Below are 15,868 nucleotides of genomic sequence, written 5' to 3' on the forward strand. Positions count from 1 at the left end.
AGGTACTCAGTGATAGATCTCGATTGTGCTACGAGGTTGCATCCAGCATTGTTGAAACCATGAGCACCGTCACCTCACCCCGGACCCAGTCCCCCGCCGCGCCCACCCGCCCCGGCGCCCGTCCCCGCCTCGACTGGCGGCTCCGCTTCGGCGCGCTGTCCCTGATCTGGGGCTTCAGCTTCCTGCTGATCAAGGTGGGCACGGAGGGGTACGCGCCCTTCCAGGTCACTCTCGGGCGACTGGTGTTCGGTACGGCGGTCCTGGTGGCGGCGATGGCCGTGAAGCGGGAGCGGCTGCCGCGCGGGGCCCGCCTGTGGGGCCACATGGCGGTCGCGGCATTCTTCCTCAACGCCCTGCCGTTCTCCCTCTTCGCCTACTCGGAGCTGACGATCCCGTCCACGCTGGCAGGTATCTGCAACGCCACGTCCCCCCTGTGGGGCATGGCGCTGTCCCTGGTCGCCCTCTCCGAGGACCGGCCGACCCGGGTGCGCGTCGCCGGCCTCGGCCTGGGCTTCCTCGGGGTGCTCACGGTGCTCGGCGCCTGGCAGGGGTTCCACGGGCTGGACGCCACGGGTACGGCGATGGCGCTGCTGGCCTCGCTGAGCTACCCGATCGGCTGGATCTACGTCCGGCGCACGCTGGCCGGTACGGGCAACTCCCATCTGTCGATGACGGGCGGGCAGTTGCTGCTCGCCACGGCGCAACTGACCGTGGTGACCGCGCTGTTCGCCGGCTTTCCCACGCATGTCTCGCTCGTTCCACTGCTGGCGATCACCGCGCTGGGGGCGCTGGGAACCGGGCTGGCGATGCTCGTCCAGTACGGGCTGGTCGCCGAAGTCGGGCCGACCACCGCCCAGATGGTCACGTACTTCATCCCGGTCATCGCCACGGCGGCGGGCGTGGCGATTCTCGGGGAGACGCTGCGCTGGACGACGCCGGTGGGAGCGGTGATCGTGCTCGCGGGGGCAGCGCTCACCCAGGTGAAGCCGAAGGCTCCCTAGCCGTACGTCCGCGCCGGAGACGGTCTCACCGCCGCCGCCACCGCCTCCGCCAGAGCCGCGATGTCCTCCGGGGTGAGCGTCGAGACCGTGATGCGGATGCCCGGTGGGCTGCCGATGCGGAAGCGGGCCCCCGGGGCCACCGCCCAGCCCGACTGGAGGAGGCGGGCCAGGGCGCCCGTTTCGTCGGGGACGGGGATCCAGACGTTCATGCCGCTGCGGCCGTGGGCGGCGACGCCGTGATCCGCGAGGGCGTCGATCAGGGCCTGCCTGCGAGAGCGGTACGCCGCCGCCACCGCCGCGCGGTCCACCGCACCGTCGGCCCACAGCCGGACCACCGCGCGCTGGAGCAGCCGGCTCACCCAGCCCGGGCCCAGGCGCTGCCGGCCCCGCACCCGGTCGACCGTGACGGGGTCGCCGGTGAGGACGGCGAGCCGCAGGTCGGGGCCGTAGGCCTTGGCGACGGAGCGGACGAGGGCCCAGTGGCGGGTGACGCCCGCGAGGGGGTGGAGCGGGAGGTCGACGATGCCGTGGCCGTGGTCGTCCTCGATCAGCAGGGTCTGCGGGTGCTCGCGCAGCACCGCGCGCAGGGCTCGCGCGCGCGTCGCACTGACAGAGGCGCCGGTGGGGTTCTGCGCGCGGTCGGTGACGATCACTGCGCGGGCGCCGGACTCCAGGGCGCGGCGCAGGTCGTCGGCGCGGGGCCCCTCGTCGTCGACGCCCACCGGGACCGTGCGCAGCCCCAGCGCGGGGACGAGGTCCAGGGCGCTGCCCCAGCCGGGGTCCTCGACTGCGACCGCGTCGCCCGGCTTGAGGTGGGCCAGCAGGAGCCGCTCGACGGCGTCGAGGGAGCCTGAGGTGACGGCCAGCGGCCCCTCCGGGACACCGTCGGCGTCGAGGTCGGCGCGCGCGAGGCGGGCGAGGTCCGGGTCGACCGGGTCGTCGCCGTAGAGGACGGGCTCCCGGTCCCCGGCCTGTGCCGCCGCGGCGAAGGCGGCGGCCAGGCGGGGCAGCAGAGCGGGGTCGGGGTTACCGGCCGACAGGTCCCGCCCGCCGGCGGGGACCTCCACGCGCAGTTCCTCGCGCCCGGTGGTGGCCGGTTTGGACCTCACCCGGCTGCCCCGGCGCCCGGCGGTCTCGATGACCCCGCGCTCGCGCAGGATGCGATAGGCAGCCGCGACCGTATTGGGATTCACCCCGAGCCGGTCCGCCAACTCCCGCATGGGAGGCAGCGGTTGGCCCGGCTGCAGCTCACCGCTGCCGACCGCACGCTCCACGCTGGCGGCAATCTCCGCTGCGCCACGCCCTTGAATCGGATACTCTCCTAGCACAAACGCAATTATGCACTAGTGCAATAAAGATCGCCAGGAGAGACACCATGCAGGGGACCAGGGAGACCAGCGCGACGCAGCCGGAGTCCGTCGCCTACACCCCGACCGACCGCACCGTGCCGACGCGCTCGGCGGAACGGGCGTCGTACGACCGGGAGTTGGTGCAGGCGATACTCGACGAGGGCTACGTCTGCCACCTCGGCTTCGTGCGCGACGGCGCCCCCGTGGTGCTGCCGACCCTGTACGGCCGGGTCGGCGAGCGGCTCTACGTCCACGGGTCCACGGGCTCGCGCCCGCTGCGGATGACCGGCCAGGCCGACCCGGGCCTGCCGGTGTGCCTGACGGTCACCCACGTGGACGGGCTGGTGCTGGCGCGTTCCGCCTTCCACCACTCGATCAACTACCGCTCGGTCGTGGTGCACGGCATCGCTCACGAGGTCACCGACCCCGAGGAGCGGCGGCTGGCCCTGGACGCGCTGGTTAACCACGTCGTTCCGGGCCGGGCCGCCGACTCCAGGCCCGCGAACAAGAAGGAGCTGGCCGCCACCGCGGTGATCCGCCTGGACCTGGACGAGGTCTCCGCCAAGCTGCGCACGGGCGGCGCGAACGACGAGCCCGAGGACCTCTCCCTGCCGTACTGGGCCGGTGTCGTCCCGCTCCGCAAGGGATACGACGCCCCAGTCGCCAACGCCGACCTGGCGCCCGGGGTCGGACTCCCGGACTACCTGCGCTGACCCGGTAGGAGCTACACGGGAACCGGCGCCCGGTGTCCACCTCCGCGGGCCTCGCTCACGGCGAGGCCCGCGACCGCGCCCAGCATCAGCAGGGTGCCGGTCAGGGTGGCCGTGGTGAGGTGTTCGCCGAGCAGGGCGACGGCGAGCACGGCGGCGGTCACCGGCTCCAGCAGCATGATCACGGAGACGGTGGCGGACCGTACGACGGCGGCTCCGGCGAAGTACAGGGCGTACGCGAGGGCTGTCGGCACCGCCGCGATGTACACGACGAGCCACAGCAGCCGGGCCGGGTGGGCGGTGTGCGGGAGCAGCCCCTCGTGCAGCGCGAGCGGCAGCACGACGAGGCCCGTCACCGCGAAGGCCCAGACGGTGGTGTCGGAGGCGTCGGCCGAGCCGTCGCAGCCCCACCAGCGGGTGAGCAGAGTCATCGCGCAGTATCCGGCCGCCGAGAGCAGAGCCAGGAGCACGCCCGCCGGGCGGACGGACGCGCCCGAGCCACCGAGGGTCAGCACGACCAGCCCGGCGAGCGCCCCGGCGATCGCGAGGACACCGCCGAGGCCCAGCCGCTCCCCCAGCAGCAGCCGGGCGCCGAGCGCGATCAGTACGGGACCGGCACCGAGGGTGACGACGGTGGCCACGGCGAGCCCGGTCGACCCCACGGCCGCGAAGTAGGCGGTCTGGAAGACGGCCAGGGCGAGGCCGGTTGCGACGGCCTTCGCGGCCCTGCGGCGCAGGGGTTCGGCCGCTGCCGGTCGGACGCGCGGGCGCAGCCCGCGGCCGGCCAGCAGCAGGACGAGTCCGATGGCGCAGCGCCAGAACGAGAGCGTGAACGCCCCCATGTCACTGGTCCGGTAGACCAGGGAGGCGGCGGCGCCGGCGGTGCCCCAGGCGGCACCGGTGATGATCAGGTAGAGCAGGCCGCGCCCGACGGGCAGGCCTGAAACAGTGTTCGACAAGGGAATCTCTCCGCAGAAGCGCACAGAAGTGCGGAAGTTCGAGGGCGACCCGCTGTGGCGGGGCGCGCGGACTTCATCTGCGGGCAGCACCGTCCGGCCGGGCGCGTGCGCGCCAGGCATGTGGTTCCGGAGGCCCGCCTCAGGCGGCCGGGGGCGGAAGGACGAGTGCGCGCAAAGCCATGATCAGCACCTTACGCGGCGGTGTCCTGGGCGGACAACTGGCTGGTGCCGGACCGCTCCCGGTCCGGGCCGCCCGTCGCGACCGGCTCCGCGGCGGACTGGGCGGGGGTCGAGGACTGGGCGATGAACGCGCCGACCAGCACGACCACGCCACCGGCCACCTGCGGCGCGGACAGGTGCTCGCCGAGCAGCACCCAGGCGAGCACGGTCGCGATGACCGCCTCCAGGCAGGCGACGACCCCCGCGACCTGCGGAGACAGCCGCCGTACGGAGAGCACGCCGGTGATGTACGCGATGACCGTGGCGACGAGGACGATCCAGGCGAGCAGCGCGAACGCCGGGACGGCGGTGCCGTTCAGGTCCGCGGAGCCGGTCAGCACCGACCAGTCCATGGTCCAGGGGCGGGCGACGACCGTGAGCACGGCGGCGCCGACGAGCAGGCCGTAGGCGATGACGCCGAGCGGGTCCGGCGCCCGGTGGCCCGCGTCACTGCCCTGATCGGACAGGACGAAGTAGCCGACCTGGCAGCAGGCGGCGCCCAGCGCGAGCAGCAGGCCGAGTGCGTCGAAGCTCAGCCCCGACCACACCTCCACCACGCAGGCCAGACCGCCGGCCGCGAGGACGACACCGAGCGCGGCGGCGCGCGTCACGGGCCGACGCTGCACGAACCGCACCCAGCCGAGCACCAGGGCGGGCGCCAGGTACTCGATGAGCAGCGCCACGCCGACCGGGATGCGGGAGAGCGCGGCGAAGTAGCAGGCCTGGACGCCGGCCACGGCAAGCAGTCCGAACCCGGCAAGCAGCGCCGGGCGTTCGCGCAGTAGGGAGCGGTGCCGTACGGCGAGCGGAAGCATGACCACGGCGGCGCCGACCACCCGCAGCCACACCACGTGCAGCGGGTCGAGCCCCGCCTCGATCAGCGGCTTGGCCGCCACCCCGGACCCACCGAAGGCCAGCGCCGAGGCGACCGCGAGACCGAGCCCGACGCCCTTCCCGCTGCTGCCCTGACTGCTCTCATCCATACGCACCGGCACATGATGACAGGCGATGACATGAGCGTCACCCCCCATTGCCCCTGTCTCAGAGGCTGGACCGAACCGGGGCGTCCTCGGCAGGCTTCAGGGGTGCCTCAGGGGATGGACGGCACGCGGACGCCGAGGCGTTCGAGGACCTCCACGGCCCGGGACTGCGGGTCCGCGACGAGGGCGGCGAGCAGGTCGGTGCCGTTGGCACGGGCCTCGCCACGCTGCCGGGCGCGCCCGAGGGCGTAGGCCAGGGCGGCTGCGGCGACGGGCGACCAGCCCGCGTCAGGTGCCACCGCCACGAGTGCGCCGGAGTCCTCCACACTGCCCTGCCAGCGCAGGCCGTAGCCGATGCTGCGCTGCACGAGATAGCCGAGCAGCCGGGCGAGTTGGGCGGTGTCTCCGACGGCGGCGCGGGCCTCGGGGTCGTGTTCGAGGAGGGAGTGGAGCAGGTGGGCGGTGTCGACCTGCCGGTCCCCGTCCCGTACAGCCCTCCGGCGGGCACCGGCGAGCACCGCTGCCAGCTCGGCACTGAGCCCGGCATCGTCGTCCATGTCCATGCGCAGGTCCGTCGCTTCGCGGGTCACGTCGTGGTTTGCGTCGTGGGCGGGCCGGCGGGCTATACGGGATTGCACAATCCCTACCTCATCAGCCACAACAGGCCGGGGCATCCGCGAGTGGAACCATTTGTGCGTCCCACACAGAGTGGACATCACCGGCCCCGATCTCATCCTTACGGAGGAGATCCGGCCGAACTCCCGCCAGGGGCGCGCGCCGCCTTGCCACGCGCCCCGCAGGCAACCACGGCTGCCCCGCAGGACGCGCCGCTCGCCGACCTGCTTCTGATGGTTCATCAGTATTGAATGTTCGCGGCCCTGCGGCTACGTTCCGCGACACCGTATCCCGATCCGAAGGGGTGGTCGCATGGCCGAAGTCAGCGCGGAGGCACGCATCCAGGCACCGGCCGAGAAGGTGTGGGCCCAGCTCACCGACTGGTCGTCGTACGGGGAGTGGAACGCGACCCACACGAGCTTTCCCAAGGGCGGCCCGGAAACCCTGGCGGTGGGCGGTACGTTCCAGGAGAACATGAAGCTGATGGGCTTCCCGGCGGAGGTCGACTGGACCATCGAGGAGCTGGAGCCGGCCCGGGTGTTCGCGATCCGCGGCAAGGGTCCGATGGCGGTGAACGTCGCCACCCGCTACACGCTCACACCCGACGGGGAAGCCACGACGGTCCGCATCGACGGCGAGTTCACCGGCGCGGCGGTGTCACTGATGGCGGGCAAGCTCAGGGACTCGGCGACGGCCGCGCTGAACGAGTCGCTGCGCAAGCTGGGCGGGTTGGTGACCTGAGCCCGGAATCGAAGAAGAAGGCGGATCCAGACACGGGAAGGCGCCCTGCGGAGGGATTCCACAGGGCGCCTTCGTCGCCGTCGCGGAGAGCTCAGTGCTCGTCGGCGAGGATGAGGTACAGCTTCTTGCGGGCCTCGTTGATGACGGCCAGGGCCTTCTCGCGCTGCTCCTTCGTGCCGGTCTTCCAGACCTGCCCGAAGGCCTCCATCAGGCCGAAGCCGGCCTGCCGGATCTCGCCGAGGGCCTCCCAGTCGACCCCGCGCGAGGCTTCCTCCCAGGGGGCGTCCGGCCCCTCGTCGGCGGCGGCACGGCCGCTCTCGGTGAGGGCGAACAGCTTCTTGCCACCCTCGCTCTCGCTGGCGATCAGGCCCTCGTCCTCCAGCAGCTGGAGGGTGGGGTAGACCGAGCCGGGGCTGGGCTTCCACGCGCCGCCGCTGCGCTCGGCGATCTCCTGGATCATCTCGTAGCCGTGCATCGGCCGGTCCTTGAGCAGGGCCAGGATCGAGGCGCGTACGTCACCGCGTCGCGCCCTCCCCCTCGGACCGCCGCGCCCTCGCGGCCCCCAGTGCCCCGGACCGAAGCCGGGCCCACCGGGACCGAAACCGCCGGGTCCACCCGGACCGAAGGGCCCGAAGGCAGCGCGCCGCCCCTCAAAGCCACCGAAACCGCCGGAACCGCCCCGGCCGTGCCGGCCCGGGCCGCAGTCGTCATGTCCACGCTCGAATCCGTGGGTGCGCATCGCGATCACTCCATTCCATCGTTGATCAGTCGCGTATCACTCGCGTTCCTTACGCGATGCCTCAACGATATATCGGAACCGATCGTGCGACAACCCTCCGCCGGCTGCGATCCGCTTCGACCTGCTCCAGGCCTGGGAGCCGCAGGAGCAGGACGTTTCAGAGGTACGGGCTGCCGCGGGGAAACGGTCCAGGACTCGGGAATTGGCCTTGGCCCCGCGGCTCGCCGCGGCCCTAGCGTCGGCGCCATGCGTATCCGAATCGTCGACGCCTTCACCGACCGCCCCTTCGCCGGCAACCCGGCCGGAGTCCTGCTCCTGGACGACGGCTTCCCGGAGGACGACTGGCTCCAGAACGTCGCCATGGAGGTGAACCACGCCGAGACCGCGTTCGCGCACCGGCTGCCCGGGGGCGGCGAGGCCGACTGGGCGCTGCGCTGGTTCACGCCGGTCACCGAGGTCGCGATGTGCGGCCACGCCACGCTCGCCACCGCCCACGTCCTGCACGCCAGCGGCGCCCACGAGGGACCGGTGCGGTTCGCCACCCGCAGCGGCGTGCTCATCGCGACGCCCGGCGCGGACGGCTCGATCACCCTCGACTTCCCGACCGCCCCGCTCACCTCCGTGGAGGCCCCGGCCGGAGTCGCCGAAGCGCTGGGCGCCGAGCCGGTCGCCGTCTTCGACACCGGAGCGAACGTCGGCGACCTGCTCGTGGAGCTGGCCGACGAGAAGACGGTGCTCGGCCTCACCCCGGACCTCAAGTCCCTGGGCGCCTACTCCTCGCGGGGCATCATCGCCACCGCCCGCGCCGAAAACCCTTCACAGGGCTACGACTTCGTCTCCCGCTGCTTCTTCCCGAACGTAGGCATCGACGAGGATCCGGTCACCGGCAGCGCCCACACCGCGCTCGCCCCGTACTGGTCCGCCCGCCTCGGCCGCGAGGACCTCACCGGACTCCAGGCGTCGCGCCGCAGCGGTCTGGTCCGCACCGGCCTGCGCGGCGACCGCACGCTGCTGACCGGCCGCGCGGTCACGACGATCGAGGGCGACCTGCTGCCCTGAGCGGGCGGTCGGGGTTCAGTGCCCAGGAGTGGGCAGCCACCCGACCTTGCCCGCGAGCAGGGCGTAACCGACGAAGGCTCCGATGTCGAGCAGCGAGTGCGCGACGACGAGGGGGCCGACCCGGCCCCAGCGGCGGTACAGCCAGACGAAGACCACACCCATCACCATGTTGCCGAGGAAGCCGCCCACGCCCTGGTACAGGTGGTACGAGCCCCGCAGGACCGCGCTGGCCGTCAGCGCGGTCCCCGGGCTCCAGCCCAACTGCCCGAGGCGGCGCAGCAGATAGCCGACGACGATCACCTCTTCGAGGATCGCGTTCTGCAGCGCGCTCAGGATCAGTACGGGGTACTTCCACCACACACTCGGCAGCGCCTCGGGCACCACCGTGAGGTTGAAGCCGAGGCCGCGGGCGGCGAGGTAGAAGGCGATGCCGGTGCTGCCGATCACGGCCGCGATCGCGGCTCCCCGGGCGAGGTCGGGCCAGGGCCGGGTGCGGTCGAAGCCCAGCGTCCGCAGGCTCGCCCCTTCCCGCAGCAGCAGGTGGGCGACCAGGGCGACAGGGACCAGCGCGGTGGCGATGCCGAAGAGCTGCCAGGCGAGGTCGAGCCAGGGACGGCCGGGCGCCGCGGAGGCGTTCAGGGTGGCGGCCTGGTCCTTGAGGCCGCCGGGCTTGGTGACCGAGCCGATGAAGCTGATGAGCGCGGACACCCCGCTGGCGCCCAGCGAGACTCCGAGCACCAGCAGCGTCTCGTCCCGCAGAACCCGCCGCGGCTCCCGCTCCCGCGCCAGGGAATCCGCCACCGAGTCAGCCTCCACCGGCACTCCGCCCTCCAGCCACCGCACAAACCCATAAGGCACCTACGCCCGCAAGGATCGCAGAAGCAGCACAGGCGACCGCGCACCGGGCCGGTGGGGCGTGGGGCGGGGCGGTGAGGACAGGTGAGACGAGGACGGGTTAGAAGAGGACGGCGCCGGATCTCCGGCCCTCACCCCAACGGCACCGGCTCCGGCAACCCCACCGGCCAGGTGTGCACCGGCTCGCCCGCATGCATCAGCTCCGCGTAGCGGCGGGTCGTCGCGGCCAGGGCCGCGTCGCGGGACAGTCCCTGTTCCAGGGCGCGGTGGAAGGTGGCCGCCTGCCAGGACGCCCCGTTGACCCGGCGCCGGCAGCGCTCCTCGATCACGCCGAGGTAGAGGTCCCGGTCGGCGGACTCGACGCCCCACGCGTCCAGCCCCGCGGAGGCCAGCGGCAGCAGCTCGTCGCGGACCAGCGCGACGGCGTCGACCTCGGCCGTGCCGCCGTACCGCCCCCGCCGTGGCCAGACGAACCGCGCGTCGATGCCGTACCGGCAGGCGGCGTCGAAGTTCGCCTCGGCCGCGGCGAAGGGGAGCCGGGTCCACACCGGTCGCGACTCCTCCGCGAGCGACCGCACCAGGCCGTAGTAGAACGCCGCGTTGGCGATCACATCGGTGACGGTCGGGCCGGCCGGCAGCACCCGGTTCTCCACCCGCAGGTGCGGGACGCCGTCCGCGATGCCGTACACCGGCCGGTTCCAGCGGTACACCGTGCCGTTGTGCAGGACGAGTTCGGCGAGGCGCGGAACGCCGCCGGCGTCCAGCACCGCCAGCGGGTCCTCGTCGTCGCAGATCGGCAGCAGCGCCGGGAAGAAGCGCAGGTTCTCCTCGAACAGCTCGTACGCGGAGGAGATCCAGCGTTCGCCGAACCAGGTCCGCGGTCGCACTCCCTGCGCCTGGAGTTCCGGCGGGCGTGTGTCGGTCGCCTGCAGGAACAACGGCGGCCGGGACTCGCGCCACAGCTCGTGCCCGAACAGGAACGGCGAGTTGGCGCCGACGGCGATCTGCGCGGCGCACGCCGCCTGGGCCGCGTTCCACACGTCGGCGAACCGGGCCGGGGTGACCTGGAGATGGAGCTGCACAGAGGTGCACGCCGCCTCGGGGACGATGGACTTCGAGGTGCAGATGAGGCGCTCGACGCCCTCGATGTCGAGCAGGAAGTCCTCGCCGCGGGCGGCCACGATCTGATCGTTGAGCAGGGTGTAGCGGTCGACCTCGGAGAGATTGGCGGAGACCAGGTCGTCCGGCTCCAGCGTGGGCAGAATGCCGATCATGACGATCCCGGCGGCCACCTCGGCGGCCTTGCGGTCGGCGTACGCCAGGGACGTGCGCAGTTCCTCGGCGAGCCGGTCGAATACCCGCCCGCCCAAGCGGTGTGGCGCGATGTTCACTTCCAGATTGAACATGGCGAGTTCTGTTTGGAAATCACGGCTCGCGATGCGCTGCAGTACTTGACCGTTCAGCATTTTCGGCGTGCCGTCGGGCCCCGCGAGGTTCAATTCGATCTCCACCCCCATGAGGTTCTTGGGGCGATCGAATCTCCTCTCCAGCAGCAGTCGCTCCAGTCCCGCCAGACACTCACGCAGCTTTTCGCGGTAGCGCAGGCGATCGGACAGGTCGAACTGCCCCGCAACGACCTTCTCCCCCATCGAAGTGTCCCTCCTCGGATGGGCAGGCCGTTCAACCGGCCGCCGGGTCCCGGGTCAGGAGGGATGATGCCCAGCCGAAGTGATTGATAACGCCCCGCGCGGGCCCGGCGCCCGCTACTCTTTCGAAAGGTTCCCCGCGGCACATTCACGGGGCATGCCGCAGCACGCACCTTCGGGTTTTCCTGGCCGCCTGGTGAAAAACACCGACGACATTCGGCCGACCCCGGCCGTGCGGTATTCCGAGGTCAGCGGCGCGGACCCGGGCCGGAAATCGGGAGGATTCCCGCAAATCGGCGACCGAATGGCGACCCGATAGCGCCTTGCCCGGCCTGCCGGAATCCGTTAGGCGAAACTCCGCCTGAACACGCGTCGTATAAACTCGGTGGACAAGGCGTAAGGTGGACGCCCCGGTCTGGTCCGCCCGTGATCCTGCCGCCGTTGCGACGGCCGGGAGGCCCAGCACCGCACCCTCGTTCATCGAACCGGGCACCACCATTCTCGCCACACCCGTGAGCAGACAGCGCCGTCCGCCCCACCCTCCTCGCGCCGCCGCGCCTGTCGAATGAGAGGCGACCCACATGCCGCTGCACATTCCCCCTGCCCCCGCGCCCGCCCTGCGCTCGGTCCTCACCGCCCTCGGTTCCCCCACCGCGGTGCGTGAGGCCAAAACCCCCTCCCTGCGCGCCGCTCAGGGTCCAGCGACGCCCGAACTCCCGCTTCCCGTACATGTGTTGGACAGGATCACCGCGCAGGGCCTGTCCGCGACCCGACTCGCCGGCTGGCGCTTCCTGATCCGCTGCGGGGAGCGCGCGGTGGCCGCGGCCGAGACCATGCTGACTCCAGACGGCTGGGCCTTCTCGCATTTCTTCGAAGGGCCGTACGTCGCCGCCACCGAACGCGCCCTGCAACAGGCCGAGGCACTGCAACATCCGTACCAGGCACGCCTGCTGTCCGTACCGGGGCTGTACATGCTCACCCTGTGGCTGCACGGCGACTGTGCCGCCGACGGCGCCGACGGGCATCCGGCCGCCACCGACCTGCTCGTCCCGCTGGCCCCGGCACCGCCCGGCATCTCCGCGCACCGCCCGCACCGGGTCGCGGAGTTGCTCCCGGTGCTGACCCATCGGGCGACCCCCGTCCCGACGGTCCCGCTGCTCGGCTCGCCCGCCTGAACCACGGCCACGCGTACCCCGCGCCCCGGAGGGGAAGCGGGGTACGCCTGTTTTTCCTGAGTCATCCGCCGTCATCCGTTGTAATGCGTTGTAATCCGCTGTCACCCGTTGTCATCCGTTTCCCCGGGGCCTCGCGCGAGCGATAATGCTCGTACGAGCAATTCCTCGCTCCTACGAGCCGAAAAGGATCTTTCCCCGATCCCCCCGGCGATCTCTACGACCGGACTAGTCCCATCCGGCCACCCAGAACCACCCAAAAGGACAGTGGAGTTGGAATGAACCGTCCGCGCGGGTGACGCGTCATGAACCTTTGAGTAGCGGTGCTGCGAAATCCCTGCGGATTGACGCCGAGAGGGCAACACTGGGTTCCGACCGACTTATCACAACGGGGGACGGACATGACCACGACAGAGCGAAAGATCCCATCCATGTGCCAGCACCAGCCGCCGTGCCCGACAGCAGAGTCCGCCGACCGGGAGTCCGCCCGCCTCGTGGCGCATCACCCGGAACAGGGGTGGAGCCTGCTGTGCAACGGCGTCCTGCTCTTCGAGGACACCGGTGAACTGCTGCCCGACGGCCGCGTCATCGCTCCGCACCGCCCGCTCGGCGCGGAGCACGTGATGACCGCCGCCTGAGCGCAGCACAGTGACCTAGGGGCCGGCCGCACACACCCGAGTGCGCACCGGCCCCGACGTGTGTCCGGGCGCTGCTACTGCCCGTAGTGGTACGTCAGCCCTTGGTGGCGCCGCGAGCACGCGACAGGCGAAGACGCGGGCCTACTCGGTGGCGTACCGGCCCTGGAGCGGGCCCGCCGCAGGCCGCCGGGACCGTGCACCGGAAGCCGGGCCGCAGGCGATCCGGCCGCCAGGTCGTCAGGGACCTGCCAGGAAATCCGCCCTCCGCTGGTCGGATCGCCCGCTCAGGAGTGGGATGGGAGAGAGGCCTTCGTCTGCGGGGCCCACCCGCGGGCATCCGCGAGAAACGGTGGAGTCATGTCCGGTAACGACCCCTCGTCGGCCCGTCGTGTGGTGGTCGGCGTGAGCGGCTCTCTGGGCAGCGTCACGGCCCTGCGCCGGGCGACCGCGCTGGCCCGCACCTTGCGCGCCGAGCTGTGGCCGGCGCTCGCCTGGGAACCGCCGGGCGGCGATCCCGCCGCACGCCGGTCCCCGGCCGCCGGTCTGCTGGCGACGGAGTGGGAGCGGCTGGCGCAACAGCGGCTGGCCTCGGTGCTCGAAGAGATCTTCGGCGAGGAGGGACCCGGCGTGCCGATGCACGCCGTCGTCGTCCGCGGCGCCCCGGGCCGGGCGCTGTTGGCGCTCGCGGACCGCGAGAACGACCTTCTGGTCGTGGGCGCCGGACGGCGCGGCCTGCAGCGCGCCTTCTCGGGCCGGGTCTCCCGGCACTGTCTGGCCCACGCCCGCTGCCCGGTCCTCGCCGTACCCCCTTCTCCCCTGGAGTCCGAGCTGGTGGCCGTCCACCGGCGCAACGCCTGGCATCTGCGGATCGACACGCGGGGCCTGTGAGAACAGGGGCCGAAGGCCGGAGCATCAAGGAGGTGTCGTACGCGATGACGCTCGGTGTCCGGGGGGCGGCCGGAACGGGTCCGGGAGGCGGTCGGACGAGGCGCCTCCCTCATACAGCCCAACACCCACGGCCGACGTCCCCGCCTCCGCGTCTTGATGCGCGACCGGCGGTGGGCGGGTCATTCTTAACGCAAGATTGACGCCCTCGGACCCGGGATCCGTGGGCCCGGACGTCACTCTCTGCTTACGCTGGTGCGGCCGTCCGCGTGATGGCCGGAAACCGCTGAGCCGCACACCAGGAGCACGCCGATGGCCACCACCGAACACCCCCCTCCCAGTCGCCTGCGCGCCTGGATGCTGGAGGGGCTGTCCGACATGGGCAAGCATGGCCACGTCGGCGCCGAGGCCGCGCCGGAGCCGGCGCACAAGGGCCAGCGCTGGTGGCGCGTGATGTGCCTGACCGGTGTCGACTACTTCTCGACCCTGGGCTACCAGCCGGGCATCGCGGCCCTGGCCGCCGGCCTCCTCTCCCCCATCGCGACGATCGTCCTCGTCATAGTCACCCTGGCCGGCGCCCTGCCGGTCTACCGCCGGGTGGCCGAGGAGAGTCCGCACGGCGAGGGCTCCATCGCGATGCTGGAGCGGCTGCTGTCGTTCTGGAAGGGCAAGCTGTTCGTCCTGACCCTGCTGGGCTTCGCGGCCACCGACTTCCTCATCACCATCACCCTGTCGGCCGCCGACGCCTCCACCCACCTGGTGGAGAACCCACATCTGACGGACGCCCTGCACGGCCGGCAGATGGTGATCACGCTGGCTCTGGTGGCGCTGCTCGGCGCGGTGTTCCTCAAAGGCTTCCTGGAGGCGATCGGTGTCGCGGTCGCGCTGGTCGGCGTCTACCTCGTGCTGAACACCGTCGTCGTGATCGTCGGCCTGTGGCACGTCATGACCGCCGGGCACGTGGTCACCGACTGGACCAGCGCCCTGACCGCCGAACACGGCAACGTCTTCGCCATGGTCGGCGTGTCCCTGCTGGTCTTCCCGAAGCTCGCGCTCGGCCTGTCCGGCTTCGAGACCGGTGTCGCCGTCATGCCGCACGTCGAGGGCGACCCGGACGACACCGAGGAGATGCCGAAGGGCCGTATCCGGGACACCAAGAAGCTGCTGACGGCCGCCGCGCTGATCATGAGCGTGTTCCTGATCGCCACGAGCTTCATCACAACGGTGCTCATCCCGGCGAACGAGTTCAAGAACGGTGGCAAGGCCAACGGCCGCGCGCTGGCGTACCTCTCGCACGAGTACCTCGGCGGCGCCTTCGGCACGGTCTACGACCTCTCGACCATCGCCATCCTGTGGTTCGCTGGCGCCTCCGCCATGGCCGGCCTGCTCAACCTGATGCCGCGCTACCTGCCCCGCTACGGCATGGCCCCGCACTGGGCCCGCGCCGTCCGCCCGATGGTGATCGTCTTCACCCTGGTCGCCTTCCTGGTCACCTGGCTCTTCGACGCCAATGTCGACGCGCAGGGCGGCGCCTACGCCACCGGCGTGCTGGTCCTGATGTCCTCCGCGGCGATCGCGGTGACCATCGCCGCCCACAGGGCCGGGCAGCGCAACTGGACCATCGGCTTCGCGGTGGTCTCCGCCGTTCTGCTCTACGTCACCGTCGCCAACGTCATCGAGCGTCCGGACGGTGTGAAGATCGGTGCCTGCTTCATCGCGGGCATCATCCTGGTCTCGTTCCTGTCCCGGCTGGCCCGCGCCTTCGAGCTCCGCGTGACCAGCGTGACGCTCGACCCGATGGCGGAACGATTCATTCGGGACATGGCCAGCCGCAAGATGCGCTTCATCGCCAACGAGCCGGGCAGCCGGGACAAGGCCGAGTACCGGGACAAGATCGAGCAGATCCGCGCCGACAACGACATGCCCGAGCAGGAGGACTTCGTCTTCGTCGAGGTCACGGTCATCGACCCCTCCGAGTTCGAGGCGAGCCTGACCGTGCGCGGCGACGTCCTGCACGACCGCTACCGGGTACTGACGCTGGAGCACTCCTCCATCTCGAACGCCCTGGCGGCCCTCCTCCTGCACGCCCGGGACATGACGAGCTGCACGCCGCACATCTACTTCGAGTGGACCGAGGGCAACCCGTTCGCCAACTTCCTGCGCTTCTTCCTCTTCGGACAGGGCGAGGTCGCCCCGGTCACCCGCGAGGTGCTCCGCGAGGCCGAACCGAACCGAGAGCGCCGGCCGAGGGTGCACACGGGCTGAGTCCGGCCGCACGGGTGACCGAGGGGGGCGATCCT

General features: G+C 71.5%; 15 protein-coding genes. 8 read left to right on the top strand and 7 right to left on the bottom strand.

What is annotated here, in order from left to right; genetic code table 11:
* The first annotated feature begins 59 nt into the window (after positions 1 to 59).
* On the top strand, positions 60 to 1,001 hold the full coding sequence (locus tag ACWD35_RS28035) for a DMT family transporter (RefSeq protein ID WP_451354083.1): 942 nt from the start codon (positions 60 to 62) through the stop codon (positions 999 to 1,001).
* Here ACWD35_RS28035 and ACWD35_RS28040 read toward each other — a convergent pair.
* Positions 998 to 2,329, bottom strand: coding sequence for an aminotransferase class I/II-fold pyridoxal phosphate-dependent enzyme (locus tag ACWD35_RS28040; RefSeq protein WP_451354084.1), 1,332 nt, complete (start codon positions 2,327 to 2,329; stop codon positions 998 to 1,000). The genes ACWD35_RS28035 and ACWD35_RS28040 overlap by 4 nt on opposite strands.
* 47 nt (positions 2,330 to 2,376) lie before the next feature.
* Between ACWD35_RS28040 and ACWD35_RS28045 the strand changes: the two genes are divergently transcribed.
* Positions 2,377 to 3,063, top strand: a complete 687-nt coding sequence (locus ACWD35_RS28045) for a pyridoxamine 5'-phosphate oxidase family protein (protein ID WP_451354085.1) — start codon at positions 2,377 to 2,379, stop codon at positions 3,061 to 3,063.
* An 11-nt stretch (positions 3,064 to 3,074) separates the two neighbouring features.
* On the opposite strand, the gene ACWD35_RS28050 is transcribed toward ACWD35_RS28045, so the two are convergent.
* The 3 genes from ACWD35_RS28050 to ACWD35_RS28060 all read right to left on the bottom strand — a co-directional run bounded on the left by ACWD35_RS28050 (position 3,075) and on the right by ACWD35_RS28060 (position 5,856).
* Positions 3,075 to 4,019, bottom strand: a complete 945-nt coding sequence (locus ACWD35_RS28050) for a DMT family transporter (protein ID WP_451354086.1) — start codon at positions 4,017 to 4,019, stop codon at positions 3,075 to 3,077.
* Positions 4,020 to 4,210: 191 nt separating this feature from the next.
* The gene (locus ACWD35_RS28055; RefSeq protein ID WP_451354116.1) at positions 4,211 to 5,221 is read right to left on the bottom strand and encodes an EamA family transporter; all 1,011 of its coding nucleotides are present in this window, start codon (positions 5,219 to 5,221) and stop codon (positions 4,211 to 4,213) included.
* A gap of 107 nt (positions 5,222 to 5,328) precedes the next feature.
* A complete protein-coding gene (locus tag ACWD35_RS28060) occupies positions 5,329 to 5,856 on the bottom strand; it encodes a Clp protease N-terminal domain-containing protein (RefSeq protein WP_451354087.1) in 528 nt (175 codons plus the stop codon).
* 289 nt (positions 5,857 to 6,145) lie between these two features.
* Here ACWD35_RS28060 and ACWD35_RS28065 point away from each other — a divergent pair, with 289 nt between their 5' ends.
* A complete protein-coding gene (locus tag ACWD35_RS28065; RefSeq protein WP_451354088.1) occupies positions 6,146 to 6,574 on the top strand; it encodes a type II toxin-antitoxin system Rv0910 family toxin in 429 nt (142 codons plus the stop codon).
* A 91-nt stretch (positions 6,575 to 6,665) separates the two neighbouring features.
* On the opposite strand, the gene ACWD35_RS28070 is transcribed toward ACWD35_RS28065, so the two are convergent.
* Positions 6,666 to 7,313 carry a PadR family transcriptional regulator gene (locus tag ACWD35_RS28070; RefSeq protein WP_451354089.1) on the bottom strand — a complete coding sequence of 216 codons (648 nt, stop codon included), beginning with the start codon at positions 7,311 to 7,313 and terminating at the stop codon, positions 6,666 to 6,668.
* 246 nt (positions 7,314 to 7,559) lie between these two features.
* On the opposite strand from ACWD35_RS28070, the gene ACWD35_RS28075 reads away from it, so the two are divergent.
* A complete protein-coding gene (locus ACWD35_RS28075) occupies positions 7,560 to 8,372 on the top strand; it encodes a PhzF family phenazine biosynthesis protein (protein ID WP_451354090.1) in 813 nt (270 codons plus the stop codon).
* Positions 8,373 to 8,387: 15 nt separating this feature from the next.
* Here the strand turns inward: ACWD35_RS28075 and ACWD35_RS28080 are convergent, their stop codons facing one another.
* Complete coding sequence (locus tag ACWD35_RS28080) at positions 8,388 to 9,194, bottom strand: CPBP family intramembrane glutamic endopeptidase (RefSeq protein ID WP_451354091.1); 807 nt, start codon at positions 9,192 to 9,194, stop codon at positions 8,388 to 8,390.
* Between the two features lie 164 nt (positions 9,195 to 9,358).
* On the bottom strand, positions 9,359 to 10,876 hold the full coding sequence (locus ACWD35_RS28085) for a glutamate--cysteine ligase (protein ID WP_451354092.1): 1,518 nt from the start codon (positions 10,874 to 10,876) through the stop codon (positions 9,359 to 9,361).
* A gap of 578 nt (positions 10,877 to 11,454) precedes the next feature.
* Here ACWD35_RS28085 and ACWD35_RS28090 point away from each other — a divergent pair.
* The 4 genes from ACWD35_RS28090 to ACWD35_RS28105 all read left to right on the top strand — a co-directional run bounded on the left by ACWD35_RS28090 (position 11,455) and on the right by ACWD35_RS28105 (position 15,833).
* Positions 11,455 to 12,048: a hypothetical protein gene (locus tag ACWD35_RS28090; RefSeq protein WP_451354093.1), complete on the top strand. Its 594-nt coding sequence runs from the start codon at positions 11,455 to 11,457 to the stop codon at positions 12,046 to 12,048.
* A 428-nt stretch (positions 12,049 to 12,476) separates the two neighbouring features.
* Complete coding sequence (locus ACWD35_RS28095) at positions 12,477 to 12,683, top strand: DUF5999 family protein (protein WP_451354094.1); 207 nt, start codon at positions 12,477 to 12,479, stop codon at positions 12,681 to 12,683.
* A 357-nt stretch (positions 12,684 to 13,040) separates the two neighbouring features.
* Positions 13,041 to 13,571 carry a universal stress protein gene (locus tag ACWD35_RS28100; RefSeq protein WP_451354095.1) on the top strand — a complete coding sequence of 177 codons (531 nt, stop codon included), beginning with the start codon at positions 13,041 to 13,043 and terminating at the stop codon, positions 13,569 to 13,571.
* Positions 13,572 to 13,880: 309 nt separating this feature from the next.
* Positions 13,881 to 15,833, top strand: coding sequence for an amino acid transporter (locus ACWD35_RS28105; RefSeq protein WP_451354096.1), 1,953 nt, complete (start codon positions 13,881 to 13,883; stop codon positions 15,831 to 15,833).
* The last annotated feature ends 35 nt before the right edge of the window (positions 15,834 to 15,868 follow it).

The sequence above is a fragment of the Streptomyces sp. NPDC002671 genome (genome assembly GCF_053592475.1).

What these genes read in the sequence shown, in the direction of transcription:
- ACWD35_RS28090 (WP_451354093.1), top strand. Translation starts at nt 11,455, where the DNA reads ATGCCGCTGCACATTCCCCCTGCCCCCGCGCCCGCCCTGCGCTCGGTC.
- ACWD35_RS28105 (WP_451354096.1), top strand. Translation starts at nt 13,881, where the DNA reads ATGGCCACCACCGAACACCCCCCTCCCAGTCGCCTGCGCGCCTGGATG.
- ACWD35_RS28095 (WP_451354094.1), top strand. Translation starts at nt 12,477, where the DNA reads ATGTGCCAGCACCAGCCGCCGTGCCCGACAGCAGAGTCCGCCGACCGG.
- ACWD35_RS28085 (WP_451354092.1), bottom strand. Translation starts at nt 10,876, where the DNA reads ATGGGGGAGAAGGTCGTTGCGGGGCAGTTCGACCTGTCCGATCGCCTG.
- ACWD35_RS28045 (WP_451354085.1), top strand. Translation starts at nt 2,377, where the DNA reads ATGCAGGGGACCAGGGAGACCAGCGCGACGCAGCCGGAGTCCGTCGCC.
- ACWD35_RS28070 (WP_451354089.1), bottom strand. Translation starts at nt 7,313, where the DNA reads ATGCGCACCCACGGATTCGAGCGTGGACATGACGACTGCGGCCCGGGC.
- ACWD35_RS28100 (WP_451354095.1), top strand. Translation starts at nt 13,041, where the DNA reads ATGTCCGGTAACGACCCCTCGTCGGCCCGTCGTGTGGTGGTCGGCGTG.
- ACWD35_RS28065 (WP_451354088.1), top strand. Translation starts at nt 6,146, where the DNA reads ATGGCCGAAGTCAGCGCGGAGGCACGCATCCAGGCACCGGCCGAGAAG.
- ACWD35_RS28035 (WP_451354083.1), top strand. Translation starts at nt 60, where the DNA reads ATGAGCACCGTCACCTCACCCCGGACCCAGTCCCCCGCCGCGCCCACC.
- ACWD35_RS28055 (WP_451354116.1), bottom strand. Translation starts at nt 5,221, where the DNA reads ATGGATGAGAGCAGTCAGGGCAGCAGCGGGAAGGGCGTCGGGCTCGGT.
- ACWD35_RS28075 (WP_451354090.1), top strand. Translation starts at nt 7,560, where the DNA reads ATGCGTATCCGAATCGTCGACGCCTTCACCGACCGCCCCTTCGCCGGC.